This window comes from Streptomyces tibetensis (assembly GCF_007655005.1).
GTDB lineage: Bacteria > Actinomycetota > Actinomycetes > Streptomycetales > Streptomycetaceae > Streptomyces > Streptomyces tibetensis.
Genome location: NZ_SZVW01000031.1, coordinates 24058 through 36653, shown reverse-complemented (window position 1 = coordinate 36653; position 12596 = coordinate 24058). Strand labels below are relative to the sequence as shown.

Below are 12596 nucleotides of genomic sequence, written 5' to 3'. Positions count from 1 at the left end.
CTAGGAGGCCAGCTCCTTGCGGATGCGGTCCAGCATGAACGCCGACGACTGTCGGGCCCGCTCCTCCCAGGCGAACACACAGGCCGTCGCGACCCCGTCGAAGCCCAGCTCGCGCAGAGTGCCGAAGAAGACGTCCCAGTCGACCTCGCCCTGGCCGATGTCGAGGTGCTGGTGGATGCGGGCCGGGGTGCCCGGCGGGTTGAGGATGTAGCGCAGGCCGCTGGACCCCTTGTGGTTGAAGGAGTCCGCGATGTGCACGTGCTGGAGCTTGTCGCCGGCGTAGCGCATCATCCGCGCGATGTCCGCGCCGGCCTCCGAGGCGCCCGAGAGATGGAACGTGTGCGGCGCGCAGTACAGGTAGTTCACCCACGGCTTGTTGATCGCGCGGACGAGGTCGACGGCCGGGGTGTTCTCCTCGCAGAAGTCGTCCGGGTGGGCCTCCAGGTTCAGTGCGATGCCTTCGCGCTCGAACACCGGCAGCAGCTCCTCCAGCGAGCGCCAGAAGGCCGCCTCGCTCTCGGCGGCGCGCTCGGGGCGCCCGTTGAACTCCGAGTTCATCAGCGGGCAACCGAGGTCTGCGGTGATCTCGATCATCCGCTTCCAGTTGCGGACGGCGGCCTGCCGCTCGGTCTCGTCCGGCGAGGACCACTTGTACAGCGGCAGTACGGAGGACAGCTGAACGCCGTGCGTGCGCAGCGCGTTCTTCAGCTCCGCCACCCGCGCGTCGTCCGCACGCGGGTGCAGGAAGAACGGCATGAACTCCGCACGCGGCGACAACTCGATGTACTCGTAGCCGAGTTCGGCGACCGTGCGCACCATCTCGTCGATGGGAAGGGCGCGGAACATGTACGGGTCGAGGGCGATCTTCACGCGGTGCCTCCGTAGAAAGCGGGCCGGGGCTTCATGTCGGTGGTGACGGTCTCGCCGCCGGTCTCCAGGGACCGGACGGCGGCGTCGGTGATGACGGTGGCGGCGTAGCCGTCCCAGGAGGACGGGCCGGTGGGCTCCGTGCCGTCGGCCACGGAGGCGACCCACTCGCGGAACTCGGTGTCGAAGGCCTCCGCGAACCGGTCCTTCCAGTCCTGCAGCACGCCCGTGCCGTGCCGGGCCGCCGTGCGGACCCCGACGGCAGCCGGGTCGGGCAGCCGGACCAGGCCGTCCTCGCCGACGACTTCGCACTGGATGTCGTAGCCGTACTGGCAGTTGACGAAGACCTCCAGGTCGATCCGGACGCCCGAGGCCGTTTCGAAGATCATGATCTGAGGGTCCTTCAGGTGCGCGAACCGCCTGCTCGTGGCGCGGGGGGTGACGACCTGCGCGGAGACGATCTCGTCGTCGAGCAGCCAGCGCAGCACGTCGATCTCGTGCACGGCCGTGTCCTGGGCGGCCATGGCGGAGTGGTACGACTCCGGCACGGTCGGGTTGCGGTGCGCGCAGTGCACGATCAGCGGAGCCCCGAGCGAACCGGTCGACAGGACCTCCTTCATCTGCCGGTAGCCGGCGTCGAAGCGGCGCATGAAGCCGACCTGCACCAGCCGGCGGCCGTGCGCCCGCTCGGCCTCGACGATCCGCAGACAGTCCTCGACGGTCGTGGCCAGCGGTTTCTCGCAGAACACGGGCTTGCCTGCGGCGATCGCGTCGAGGACGTGCTCGGCGTGGGTGGGCCCCCAGGAAGTGACGAGGACGGCGTCGACGTCGGGGGAGGCGACCAGGTCCGCGCCGGTGGGCAGCACGGTGGCACCGACCCGGGCCGCCACCCCGGCGGCGCGCTCGGCGTCCACGTCGGCCACGGCCGTGACAGCGGCACCGGTGACGACCTCGGTGAGCCGCCGGATGTGGTCCTGGCCGATCATTCCGGCGCCGATGACGCCTACGCGTACGGTCATGGTGAAACTCCTCGGAGGTTGGTCAGGAGAAGCGCGCCCGGAGCTCGGCCTCGAGGGTCTCGAGCGTGCGGCCCTTGGTCTCGGGGACGTACCGCTTCACGAAGGTGAGGGACAGCAGGCCCGCCACCACGAACAGGAAGAAGGTGTTGGAGATCCCGATCCCGGAGACCAGGGAGGGAAAGACCAGCCCGATCACGAAGTTGGTCAGCCACAGCACCACGGCCGCCACCCCCATGCCGAAGCCGCGCATCCGCATCGGGAAGATCTCCGACAGCATCAGCCAGGTCACCGGAGAGATCGCGCCCTGCTGGAAGGCGAGGAAGGTGACCGTCATCGCGAGCACCGCGAACGCCCTCGGGTCCCCGGAGGGCAGGACCAGCGAGAAGACGCCGATCAGCAACAGGGCGAGTGTCGTGCCGACCTGACCGGTCATCAGCATCGGGCGGCGCGGCACCCGGCCCAGCAGCCAGATGCCGACGAAGGTGGCCAGCACCGAGATCACGCCGTTGGCGATGTTCGCCGTGAGCGCGCTGTCGGCGGCGAAACCGGCGTCGGTGAGGATCTGCGTGCCGTAGTACATGATCGTGTTCACGCCGGTGATCTGCTGCACGACGGCGATGCCGAAGCCGACGAACATCAGCTTGCGCACCCACGGTGTGCTCTTGATGTCCTGCCAGCCGCCGAGCTTCGCCTGCTCGTCCTTGACGGCGAGCGCGGAGACCTCCTTCAGCTCGGCCTCGGCCCGGGCCCGCGAGCGCACCTGCTTCAGGACGTCGAGGGCCTCGCCGAAACGGCTCTGCGAGGCCAGCCAGCGCGGGCTCTCCGGCATCACCAGCATGCCGAACCACAGCGCCACGGCCGGCAGGGTCGCGATGACCAGCATCCAGCGCCACACACCGCCGGACTCGCCGCCGACCCGCGCGATGATCGCGTTGGAGGTGAAGGCCAGCAGCTGACCGCTGACGATCATCAGTTCGTTCCGGGTGACGAGGGCGCCGCGCCGTTCGGCGGGTGACACCTCCGCGAGGTACACCGGCACGGTCACCGAGGCGCCGCCGACCGCGAGACCGAGCACGAACCGCGCCACGATCATCACGGCGGTCGTCGGGGCGAGCGTGCAGCCCAGAGCACCGATGAAGAACAGCACGGCCAGCAGCAGGATGGAGTGCCGCCTGCCGCGCGCGTCCGACAGCCGGCCGCCGGTCACCGCGCCCAGCGCGGCTCCCAGCAGCAGCGAGCTGGTGACCATGCCCTCGGTGACCGGGGTCAGTCCGAGGTCCTCGGTCATGTAGGGCAGTGCTCCGTTGATGACGCCCGTGTCGTAGCCGAAGAGCAGGCCCCCGAACGTGGCGATGATCGTGATGACCCGCAGCCGCCGGGAGACCGCCGCGGGGGCGTCGTCCGCCGCGACTGTGGTGGGGGTTGAGGACGGTGTCGTGTCGTCCCTGACGTCCATGGCCGCTCCTTACCTGTCGACGTTCGGGCGCCGGGTACCCGACAGGCCACAGCCGGCCAGGTGTTCACGGGTGCCGACCGCGATGGGCAGCGGCACCTCGGGAGCGCACGGGTACAGGTCCTGCTCGACGATCACGAACAACTCGGCGTCCGGCCGGGCCAGTTCGGCGACCACATCGGCCGGCTTCGGCACTCCGGCAGGCGGCGACACGCACACCCCGCGCTTGACGGCCTCACCGAACGACAGGTCCTCGGCGGCGACCTGGGCGAGGATCTCCGGGTCCATCTGCTTGATGTGGACGTAGCCGACCCGCTCACCGAAGCGGCGGATCAGATCGAGGTTGTCCCCGCCGCCGTAGGCCACATGCCCGGTGTCCAGGCAGAGGTTGGTGTAGCGGCTGTCGGACTCGTTGAGCAGCCGCTCGATCTCCGGCTGGGTCTGGACGTGGCTGTCGGCGTGCGGATGGATCACCAGCCGCACGTCGTACTCGTCCAGCAGCAACTTCCCCAGCCGGTTCGCGGCCCGGCCGAACCCGGCCCACTGCCCGGCGGTGAGTTCGGGCGACTCGGTGAACGCGCCGGTCTTCTCGTCCCGGTACATCGGCGGGATGAAGACCAGGTGGTGCGCCCCCGCGGCGGCGGTCAGGGCCGCGACCTGCCGGACATGGGCGAGCATCTCGTCCCACGCCTCGGGCCGGTGGAGTGCGCCGAAGGCGGTACCGCCGGAGACCTGGAGTCCTCGTACGTCCAGCTCGGCCTTCAGCCGCTGCGGGTCGGTGGGCAGGTAGCCGTACGGGCCCAGCTCCAGCCACGCGTATCCGGCCCGGACCAGCTCGTCGAGGAAGCGGGTGTACGGCACCTGGTGCTCGTCCTCGGGGAACCAGACGCCCCAGGAGTCGGGGGCGGATCCGAGGCACAGATTGCCGACGGTGGTACGGAGAGGGGGAGGCGCCGTTGCCATGGAGGTGTCCTTCGCGCTGCGGTTTCCGCGGGCTGTCGCGCGCTACTAGCGCGCTCTAGTTCGAGTACGATGACCCCTGTCCAAATGTCATGTCAATAGCTGGTCGCCGGGAGATCGCAGGATCCTCGCGCGAGGTCCGGTCCGGGGCACGCCGTAATCCGGGGCGCCCCGTAATCCGGGGCACACCGTAGGGTGTGCGGCGTCGGAGGGTGGGTTCACAGGTGGATGCATCGGGCAGGCAGCGGCCCACGATGGCGGACGTCGCCGAGAAGGCGGGCGTCTCCCGCGCGCTCGTCTCGATCGTCTTCCGCAACCAGGCCGGAGCCGGCCAGGAGACCCGGGAGCGGGTCCTGCGCGTGGCCGACGAGATCGGCTACCGCCCCGACAGCGCGGCCCGCCTGCTGGCCCGCGGCCGCAGCCGCACGCTCGGCGTCATGTTCACCGTGCAGCAGACGTTCCACACGGACCTCATCACGGGCATCTACCCCGAGGCCGAACGCCTCGGCTACGACGTGCTGCTCTCCGGGGCGACCCGGGGCCGCAGCGAGGTCAAGGCGGTCGAGGCGCTGCTCAGCCACCGCTGTGAGGCGGTGATCCTGCTCGGCCCGGACGCCGAGTCGGCCTACCTGGACGAACTCGGGCAGCGCACGGTCGCCGTCTCGGTCAGCCGCAGGGTGCCCCAGGCCCGGGTCGACTTCGTGCACACGGCCGAGGGCAAGGGCGTCCGCCAGGCCATGGACCACCTGGTGGAGCTGGGGCACCGCCGGATCGTGCACATCGACGGCGGACGCGGTCCCGGCTCGGCGGAGCGCCGGCGTGCCTACCGGGCCGCGATGCGCCGCCACGGGCTTGAGGCCGAGGCGCGGGTGATCCCCGGTCACCACACCGAGGAGTCCGGTATCGAGACCGGCCGCCTGCTGCTGGCCGAGCGGGACGGCGGGCAGCCGCTGCCGACGGCGGTCCTCGCCGGCAACGACCGCTGCGCGATGGGTCTGCTGATGGCCCTGACCCGGGCGGGCGTGGACGTCCCGCGCGACCTCTCCGTCGTCGGCTACGACGACAGTCACCTCTCCCACCTGATGCCGATCGGGCTGACCACCGTCCGGCAGGACGCCGCCCTGATGGCCGAGCACGCCGTCCGTTTCGCCGTCGAGCGGCTGGAGAAGGGAGAACTGGAGCCGCGGGAGGCGGTGCTGGACCCCAAGCTCGTGGTGCGGGGGACGAGCGGGCCGGTCCTGAAGGAGCCGGGGCCGGCCTGACGCGCGTGCCCTCGCCGCCACTTTCCGTCAGCGCGTGCCCTTCTCGGCGAACTCGGCGACGCTGCCGACGTTGTCCTTCGTGACGAACGCCGGTCCGGTGAGCACGGGCGCGGTGCCGCCGCCGCTGACGTTGCCGTTGGTCTTGTACAGCCAGAGTGAATCCACGGCCAGGTAGCCCTGGAGGTAGGGCTGCTGGTCGACGGCGAACTCGATGCTGCCGCCCTGGACGGCGCCGACGAGCTCCTTGTTGAGGTCGAACGTGGCGACCTTCGCCTTGCTGCCGGCGTCATTGACCGACTGCACGGCGGTCAGGGCGATCGGGGCACCGAGCGTGACCACCTGGTCGATGGAGGAGTCCTTCTGGAGCTTGGCGGTCAGTGTCGACTTCACCGAGGGCATGTCCGTGCCGTTGACGTACAGGTTCTCCGTCGTGCCGTCGAAGCCCTTCTTCAGGCCGGCGCAGCGGGCCTCCAGCGCGACCTGGCCCTGCTCCTGTACGACACAGACGGCGTGCTTGGCCCCCAGTTGGTCGAGCCGCTCGCCGAACGCCTGCCCCGCGATGTTCTCGTCCTGGCCGAAGTACTCGAGCATGCCGAGCTTCTTCCAGCCGTCCAGGCCGGAGTTGAAGCCGACGACGGGGATGCCGGCCGCCTTGGCCTTCGCCACGACGCCCTTCATCGCGTCGGGCTTGGCGGCGGTGAGGGCGATGCCGTCGACCTTCTGGTCGATCGCGTTCTGCACGAGGTTGGCCTGGTTCCCGGCGACGGGGTCGCTGGAGTAGACGAGCTTGATGTTGTCCTTCGCCGCGGCGGCCTGGGCGCCCTTGCGGATCAGGTCCCAGAACGTGTCGCCCGGCGCCGCGTGGGTGACCAGGGCGACGGTCATCCGCGGGGTGGTGGCCTTGCCCACGATGGCGTCGGTGCCGCCGGCCTCGGAGTTCTTCCCGCCGGAGCCGCTGGAGCAGCCTGCGGCGAGCAGGGCGCCGACGGCGACGGCGGTCGTCAGGGCGGTGGCTCTGTGGTGTCTGCGCATGTCGGGTGCACCTCACTGTGCTGGGACGAGGGGGCCGCGCCCCGGCCGGGAGGCGGGCGAGGGGTGGGCGCCCGGGGCGGCGGCGGTCATGGGTGGTGCGGCGGTCCTGGGTGCGGACCCCGTGTACTCGGTGACTGGAGCGCGTCACTAGCGCGCTCTAGTGGCAGGTACTATGCGGCTGCCCCGGGGGGATGTCAACAGCTTTGTCAGGACGTACCAACAAAAGAGGGCCGCCCGTGCGCACCGGTGGTGAGCGGTGCGTACGGGCGGCCTCCGGGTGGACGGTCCGGGACCGTCGGGGGTGCGGTGGCTCAGCTCTCCGTGCTGATGTTGACCATCCACGGGACGCCGAAGCGGTCCGTGCACATGCCGAACACGTCGCCCCACATCTGCTTCTCCAGCGGCACCGACACCGAACCGCCCTCGGACAGCTTCTCCCAGTAGCCGCGCAGCTCGGCGTCGTCGTCGCCGCTCAGGCTCACGGAGAAGGGACTGCCCTGCTCGGACTGCATGCCCGGCGGGTTGTCGGCGCCCATCAGGGTGAAGCCGCTGGTCGTTTCCAGCATGCCGTGCATGATCTTGTCGGCGTTCGGGGCGTCCGCCTGCCCGAACTCTCCGTAGCTGTTGAGGTCGAGGGTGCCGCCGAAGACCTCCTTGTAGAACTCCATCGCCTGCCGGGCGTCGCCGTTGAAGGTGAGGTACGGGTTGAGGCGCGAGGCCATAGGAACCTCCCAGAAGTGGGCAAAGAGCCGTTTTCGCGCAGCGTATCGCCAGGTACCGGCAAGGGCTCGTCGAGCGTGCCGGGCCCCGGGAAGGCCGAGGTGCCGTCGAGGCCGGCTCCAGCGACCAACTGCCCTGCTAGCGTTGCCTCTTGACCATGAGGGGAGACGGCGGCTCATGTCATCGACGTTCCGTATCGGTGGGGATCTGGAGGTAGGCCGGCTCGGCTTCGGAGCCATGCACCTGCCGGCCGAACCCGGCCCCGCTCGGGAGAACGCCCTCGCGGTGGCCAGACGGGCCGTGGAGCTGGGCGTCACGCTCATCGACACGGCTCACCTGTACGGCGGCGGGGTCAACGAGGAGCTCCTCGCCGAGGCCCTGCACCCCTACCCGGACGGCCTGCTGATCACCACAAAGGTGGGTGTCGCCCGCACCGGCCCCGGCGGCGACTGGAAGCTCGACGGGCGGCCGGAGATCCTGCGCGACCAGGTCCGGCAGGCCCTGCGGCGGCTGCGGACCGAGCGGATCGAACTGCTCCAGCTGCACCGCATCGACCCCGACACGCCACTCGCCGACCAGCTGGGCACCCTGCGCGAGCTGCAGACCGAAGGCCTGGTCGGCCGGATCGGGCTGTCGGAGGTCACCGTCGACGAACTGGAGCGGGCCCGGGAGCTGGTCGACGTCGTGAGCGTGCAGAACCGCTACAACCTGCTCGACCGGGAGCACGAGGCGGTGCTGGACGCGTGCGCCGCCGCCGGGATCGCCTTTCTGCCGTGGCGGCCGGTGGCCTGGGGGAACACCGGGGCCGAAGCCGGAATCGCCGTCGTCGCGGCCGAGCTCGGCGCCACGCCCACGCAGGTCGCGCTCGCCTGGCTGCTCGACCGTGCACCGGTCGTCCTGCCGATCCCCGGCACGGCCCGGATCGAGCACCTGGAGGAGAACCTCGCCGCGGCCGGCCTGAAGCTGACACCCGCCCAGCGCGACCGGCTCGACGGGTTGGCCGAGACCGGGCAGGACCGGGGCGCGGGGCCGGCGTAAGCAGGCTCACGCCTCGTCGGACGCCCCGCTGTTCCAGTCGTACGGGCCGCCGCCCTGCCACTCGATCAGCTCGGTGTCGTCGACGGCCGTGTCGGTGGTGGGCAGGCCCTCGCGGTGCAGCAGGTCCAGCACGTCGAAGAGGCTGTAGGCGACGCCCATGCGCTCGCCGTGGATGGTCACCAGCCGTCCGCCGTCCGTCGCGGGCGGCTGCACGACCACAGGGGGTTGACCGTCCATAGCCCCACCATGCTCCCGAAACGGCCGGACCGCAGCTCGGTGGCCTCCAGAAGCGGTACGGGCCCCTCTCGCGCCGGAGCCCGGGCGCGCTGTGCGCCGGTGACAAGCCGCCATCCGGAAGCTGAGTTCTCATCAGCACTCCCTGAGAGCGGTCGTGCCACCGCCCTAGCGTCCGTGGCATGGACATGAATCGCATGAACAGAGGGAAGTGGCGCGGTGCCGTGCTCGCGGTACTGCTGACCGCCGGGACACTCACGGCCGCCGCCCCGGGCGCCCGCGCCGAGGGAACGCGCACCGAGACGCCGGTGACGTCGACGTCGCCGGTGACCGGGGTGACGGAGTCGATGGTGCGGGTGAGGGTGCCGCTGCCGGAGTCGGCCGGGCCCCGCCCCGAGGCCTGCGACCGGCTGTCGTACCTGCGCTACCGGTCCGCCGACGGTCCGGCCGCTTCAGCCGAAGCGGACCGGATCCTCATCGCCCAGCCCGGCATCCTGGAAGGGGCGGGAGCGTTCGACAGCGTCGCCCGCAACACCGTCAAGCGGGCCGCCGAGCAGGGGCAGCACATCGAGTTCTGGGCGCTGGACCGGCGCTCCAACTGCCTGGAGGACCGCACCGGCATCGCCTCCGGCGACCAGCACACCGCCGTCGACTACTACTACCGCGGCAAGCAGGTCGACGGCCGCACCTTCGGCGGCCACACCGGCAACGCACAACTGGGCTGGATGGCGAAGCTCGGGATCGAGCAGACCGTACGCGACCAGTACGACCTGCTCACCGCCGAGTTGCCCTCCCAGGCACTGCGCAAGCGGAAGGTGCTGTGCGGCGGGCACTCGCTGGGCGGCGTCATCACCGGGTACTTCGCCGCAGCCGACTTCGACGGCGACCGCGCCACCACGGCCGACGCCGGGTACAACCAGTGCGCCGGCTACTTCGCCCTCGACACGACCGTCTCCACCACACTGGGCGACCTCAGCGGCAGCATTCCCGGCGACACCAACCTGCCCGACATCGGCCTCGGTTACGGCGTCGTGCAAGCCGGGCTGGACAGCGGGGTGCTGCCGCGCACCCTGTCCGCGCCGGTGCTGCTCAACCCCGAGACCATGACCCTGCTCGGCATCGCGGGTCTGGGCGCCCTGAAGGACCTCGACGGTGAGGCGGACCTGCCCGGCTATCTGCCCCGCGACCTCAACATCGAGGCCACCAACCGTTTCCTGTTCGCCAAGGACACCGCCGCCTTCCTCAGCGGCTCGCCGGCGGTGAGGGACTTCCGGCTCACCAACGGGGCGGTGCTCGGGGCGCTGCTGGACGACAACTCCGTCCCGCTGGCGTTCCTGCAGACCAGTGTCGGCTTCTTCGACGGCGGACCGATCGCCGACAAGAGCTTCCCCGCCGCCAACGGGGGCGACGCCCGACCGGGGCTGTACGGGACCGCGTACAAGGCCATCCCGGACCGGCCGCACGGTCCGCTCTACACGTGGCGCAACTACGACCGCGTCGGCGACGCGGACGACCCCGGCTACCGGTCGGCCGACGGCACCCCGTTCACCGGCGCCGGCGAGGAGGTCACCGATGTGCGGCAACTGGCCCGCAGCCTGGCCGAGCAGCCGCTGGACTTCACCGAGCAGTACTTCCCGACCAAGCTGGTCACGGACATCGAACTGGCCACCTCACCGCAGGTGAAGAAGCTCGTCGTCCACCCCGAGGGGCTCAAGGCCAACCCGGTGCTCACCGTGCTCGCCGGTGAGGGCCTGCTGGCCGGGCGGGTCCCGGCCGACCTGCACCCGGTGGTCGCGGACGGCTACCAGCACCTGGATGTCCTGACCGCGGCGCCCGTACAGAACAACGGCCGGCCGGAGCCCGTCTCCACCAGCCTCGCCGGCTTCGCGCGGACACCGCGCTAGACCCTCGCCCGGTACGCACGCCCGGGGCCCGGGAGGACCTCCTCCCGGGCCCCTTCGCGCCGGACGGGATCAGAGTCTGCCCGCGGCGAACGTGGCCGCCTCCTCGGCGTCGTCCCGGTAGCTCAGGTGCGCCCCGACATCGCCCCCGCCGTTCTCACAGACGGGGTCGCCCTTGGCACAGAGGTCGAGGGTGCGGCTCTGGTAGGTGCCGGTGACGCTCTTGCCGAGCGCCCGGATCGGGTTGCCGAACAGCAGCACCGCGGCGACCTTCGGCTCGACCGCGGCGGGCAGGGTGGCCACGATGGGGCTGCCGACCACCGCGCCGGCGCTGCTGATGCCGATCGAGTTGTCCACGACGTTCGCGCCTTGCGAATAGCCGACGAGAACGAACTTCTGGCCCGGGCAGGCGGCGGCCTGGCTCTTCACATGGTTCACCAGATCGAGATTGCCCTGCGCCGCGGACGTGGGGGAGAGGTCGGCGGGGTAGTTCACCTTGTAGCTGGACACGTTCTTGCCCGCCGCCTTCTTCTGCAGGGCGGAATACACCGGGTCGCCGACGATGAAGCCGAGCGTGCCCGGCTCGAAGGTGCCGCGGGCGGCGACGACCTCGACGTCCGAGCAGGCCGCGGCCATGGCCGGGGGAGCCGAGAGGGTGGCGAGACCCGCCCCGCCGGCCAGGGAGAGCGCCGCGAGACACATACGGATACGCATGGGGGATCCTCCGCGTGGAAAGGCGCGTGAAGCGCCTGCGAAAAAGGACGCCCCGAACGTATGGGCTTTCTTTCGCCTGCTGTTATGGACGGGATTATGGAAACCCCGCCGGTTTTTGTCGCCGATTGAGCAAATTCCTGAATGCGGACGTCAGTTCTGCGGTGTGTGCAGGGATTCCGCGCGCAACGCGAGAATGAGGTCGAGGCGGGTCGCCGGGTCGTGCAGGGCGTCGCCGAAGAGCTTCTCCAGCTGGCGCAGGCGGTAGCGGACCGTCTGGGGGTGGATGTGCAGCCGCACGGCGACGTCCGGCACGTTGCTGCCGCTGAGCAGCCAGGCCAGCAGTGTCTCGGCGAGCCGGTCGCGCTGCCCGGCCGAGACCGTGTCGAGGGGCGCCAGGGCCCTGGACCGGAGGCGCTCCAGCAGCGGCTCGTCGCCGTGCAGCAGCAGCGTCGACAGATGCTCGTCGCAGCGCACCACACCCTGGCGCGGCAGCACCCCACGGCCCATCAGACCGAGCGCCCGGGTGGCCAGGCGCAGCGACTGCGCGGCCTCGGTGACCGCGACCGTCGGGCCGATCGCGGCGGGCCGGCCACGCAGCGCGAGCGTGAACGCCCGGCCGCCGATGCCGCCGGAGCCGTCCGGGTCGGGCACCAGCATGCGCGGCGGGCGGGACCCCATGTCCACCAGCGCGCCCGCCGCCGCCAGCGGCCGGTCCTCCTCCCGCCGGTCCGGCGCCGCCGCGAGCGCCACGACGGCGACCGTCCGCGGCACGGGCCAGCGCGCGCCGTGCGCCAGGTCCTGCACCGCCGCCGGCGCCACCGGCCCGTCCTCCAGGAGCAGCTCCAGCAGGCGCTTGCGGCGCCGCTCCAGCTCGTCGGAGCTGCGCAGCTGGGCCTCGGCGTACCCGGACGCGGCCGCCTGGGCGACCTCGTGCACGGTCCGGAACGCCAGCTCCCCGAGCACGGCCACGACCGTGGAGTCCAGCCCGAGTTCCTCCGCCGTCTGGCCCATCCGCCGCCAGGCGCGCATCCCGCCGACCCGCAGCGCGGACTGCAGCGCGTCCAGACTGCGGCCCTCCAGGGCCTCGCCCCGCCCGAGTTCGTAGTACGTCGCCGCGATCGCGCCCCCGTCGTCGCGCGGATCGGCGATGTGGTCGACGAACAGGGTCAGCGCCTGCACCACCCCGGACCGCAGGTTCTGGCGGTACGTGCCGTCGGCGGGCCGCGCGTACTCGGGGACCTGGCGGCGGACCTCCTCCTCCACCTCGTCGGCGACGGCCGCCAGATCGGCGCGCAGCACCTTCGCCAGCTCAGGGGGGAACTGCGGCGCGGTGGGGCGGTCCGGCACGCCGTGCGGGGTGGGCACAGCCATCACGGACACTCCTTTCGACCGGAAG

Annotated in this window: 12 protein-coding genes; 3 read left to right on the top strand and 9 right to left on the bottom strand. The window is 71.1% G+C overall.

Features of this window, described 5'->3' with window-relative positions:
- Genes FDO69_RS38085 through FDO69_RS38070 form a run of 4 tightly spaced genes read right to left on the bottom strand, consistent with a single transcriptional unit; the run spans window position 1 to window position 4302 of the window.
- Window positions 1-870 (bottom strand): sugar phosphate isomerase/epimerase family protein, encoded by an 870-nt coding sequence (locus FDO69_RS38085; protein WP_104788053.1) that lies wholly within the window; start codon window positions 868-870, stop codon window positions 1-3.
- Complete coding sequence (locus FDO69_RS38080) at window positions 867-1886, bottom strand: Gfo/Idh/MocA family oxidoreductase (protein WP_104788050.1); 1020 nt, start codon at window positions 1884-1886, stop codon at window positions 867-869. The genes FDO69_RS38085 and FDO69_RS38080 overlap by 4 nt, the downstream gene beginning before the upstream one ends.
- A gap of 22 nt (window positions 1887-1908) precedes the next feature.
- Window positions 1909-3342, bottom strand: a complete 1434-nt coding sequence (locus FDO69_RS38075; protein ID WP_104788047.1) for a sugar porter family MFS transporter — start codon at window positions 3340-3342, stop codon at window positions 1909-1911.
- 9 nt (window positions 3343-3351) lie between these two features.
- Window positions 3352-4302 (bottom strand): TIM barrel protein, encoded by a 951-nt coding sequence (locus FDO69_RS38070; protein ID WP_104788045.1) that lies wholly within the window; start codon window positions 4300-4302, stop codon window positions 3352-3354.
- A gap of 251 nt (window positions 4303-4553) precedes the next feature.
- Here FDO69_RS38070 and FDO69_RS38065 point away from each other — a divergent pair, with 251 nt between their 5' ends.
- Window positions 4554-5561, top strand: a complete 1008-nt coding sequence (locus FDO69_RS38065; protein ID WP_104788042.1) for a LacI family DNA-binding transcriptional regulator — start codon at window positions 4554-4556, stop codon at window positions 5559-5561.
- A gap of 27 nt (window positions 5562-5588) precedes the next feature.
- On the opposite strand, the gene FDO69_RS38060 is transcribed toward FDO69_RS38065, so the two are convergent.
- The gene (locus FDO69_RS38060) at window positions 5589-6593 is read right to left on the bottom strand and encodes a substrate-binding domain-containing protein (RefSeq protein WP_104788040.1); all 1005 of its coding nucleotides are present in this window, start codon (window positions 6591-6593) and stop codon (window positions 5589-5591) included.
- A gap of 311 nt (window positions 6594-6904) precedes the next feature.
- Complete coding sequence (locus tag FDO69_RS38055) at window positions 6905-7315, bottom strand: VOC family protein (protein ID WP_104788037.1); 411 nt, start codon at window positions 7313-7315, stop codon at window positions 6905-6907.
- A 175-nt stretch (window positions 7316-7490) separates the two neighbouring features.
- Here FDO69_RS38055 and FDO69_RS38050 point away from each other — a divergent pair, with 175 nt between their 5' ends.
- On the top strand, window positions 7491-8351 hold the full coding sequence (locus FDO69_RS38050) for an aldo/keto reductase (RefSeq protein WP_104788034.1): 861 nt from the start codon (window positions 7491-7493) through the stop codon (window positions 8349-8351).
- Window positions 8352-8357: 6 nt separating this feature from the next.
- Here FDO69_RS38050 and FDO69_RS38045 read toward each other — a convergent pair whose 3' ends face one another.
- Window positions 8358-8588, bottom strand: a complete 231-nt coding sequence (locus FDO69_RS38045) for a hypothetical protein (protein WP_104788031.1) — start codon at window positions 8586-8588, stop codon at window positions 8358-8360.
- Window positions 8589-8767: 179 nt separating this feature from the next.
- On the opposite strand from FDO69_RS38045, the gene FDO69_RS38040 reads away from it, so the two are divergent.
- Window positions 8768-10489 (top strand): hypothetical protein, encoded by a 1722-nt coding sequence (locus tag FDO69_RS38040; RefSeq protein WP_104788029.1) that lies wholly within the window; start codon window positions 8768-8770, stop codon window positions 10487-10489.
- Window positions 10490-10558: 69 nt separating this feature from the next.
- On the opposite strand, the gene FDO69_RS38035 is transcribed toward FDO69_RS38040, so the two are convergent.
- Together FDO69_RS38035 and FDO69_RS38030 are read right to left on the bottom strand one after the other, a co-directional pair.
- A complete protein-coding gene (locus FDO69_RS38035; RefSeq protein ID WP_104788026.1) occupies window positions 10559-11200 on the bottom strand; it encodes a cutinase family protein in 642 nt (213 codons plus the stop codon).
- A 150-nt stretch (window positions 11201-11350) separates the two neighbouring features.
- Window positions 11351-12571 (bottom strand): PucR family transcriptional regulator, encoded by a 1221-nt coding sequence (locus FDO69_RS38030; protein ID WP_104788023.1) that lies wholly within the window; start codon window positions 12569-12571, stop codon window positions 11351-11353.
- Between the last annotated feature and the right edge of the window lie 25 nt (window positions 12572-12596).

Excerpts from the sequence above, each read along its gene's own strand:
- FDO69_RS38080 (WP_104788050.1), bottom strand. The coding sequence starts at position 1,886 with ATGACCGTACGCGTAGGCGTCATCGGCGCCGGAATGATCGGCCAGGAC.
- FDO69_RS38075 (WP_104788047.1), bottom strand. The coding sequence starts at position 3,342 with ATGGACGTCAGGGACGACACGACACCGTCCTCAACCCCCACCACAGTC.
- FDO69_RS38070 (WP_104788045.1), bottom strand. The coding sequence starts at position 4,302 with ATGGCAACGGCGCCTCCCCCTCTCCGTACCACCGTCGGCAATCTGTGC.
- FDO69_RS38065 (WP_104788042.1), top strand. The coding sequence starts at position 4,554 with ATGGCGGACGTCGCCGAGAAGGCGGGCGTCTCCCGCGCGCTCGTCTCG.
- FDO69_RS38060 (WP_104788040.1), bottom strand. The coding sequence starts at position 6,593 with ATGCGCAGACACCACAGAGCCACCGCCCTGACGACCGCCGTCGCCGTC.
- FDO69_RS38055 (WP_104788037.1), bottom strand. The coding sequence starts at position 7,315 with ATGGCCTCGCGCCTCAACCCGTACCTCACCTTCAACGGCGACGCCCGG.
- FDO69_RS38050 (WP_104788034.1), top strand. The coding sequence starts at position 7,491 with ATGTCATCGACGTTCCGTATCGGTGGGGATCTGGAGGTAGGCCGGCTC.
- FDO69_RS38045 (WP_104788031.1), bottom strand. The coding sequence starts at position 8,588 with ATGGACGGTCAACCCCCTGTGGTCGTGCAGCCGCCCGCGACGGACGGC.
- FDO69_RS38040 (WP_104788029.1), top strand. The coding sequence starts at position 8,768 with ATGGACATGAATCGCATGAACAGAGGGAAGTGGCGCGGTGCCGTGCTC.
- FDO69_RS38035 (WP_104788026.1), bottom strand. The coding sequence starts at position 11,200 with ATGCGTATCCGTATGTGTCTCGCGGCGCTCTCCCTGGCCGGCGGGGCG.
- FDO69_RS38030 (WP_104788023.1), bottom strand. The coding sequence starts at position 12,571 with ATGGCTGTGCCCACCCCGCACGGCGTGCCGGACCGCCCCACCGCGCCG.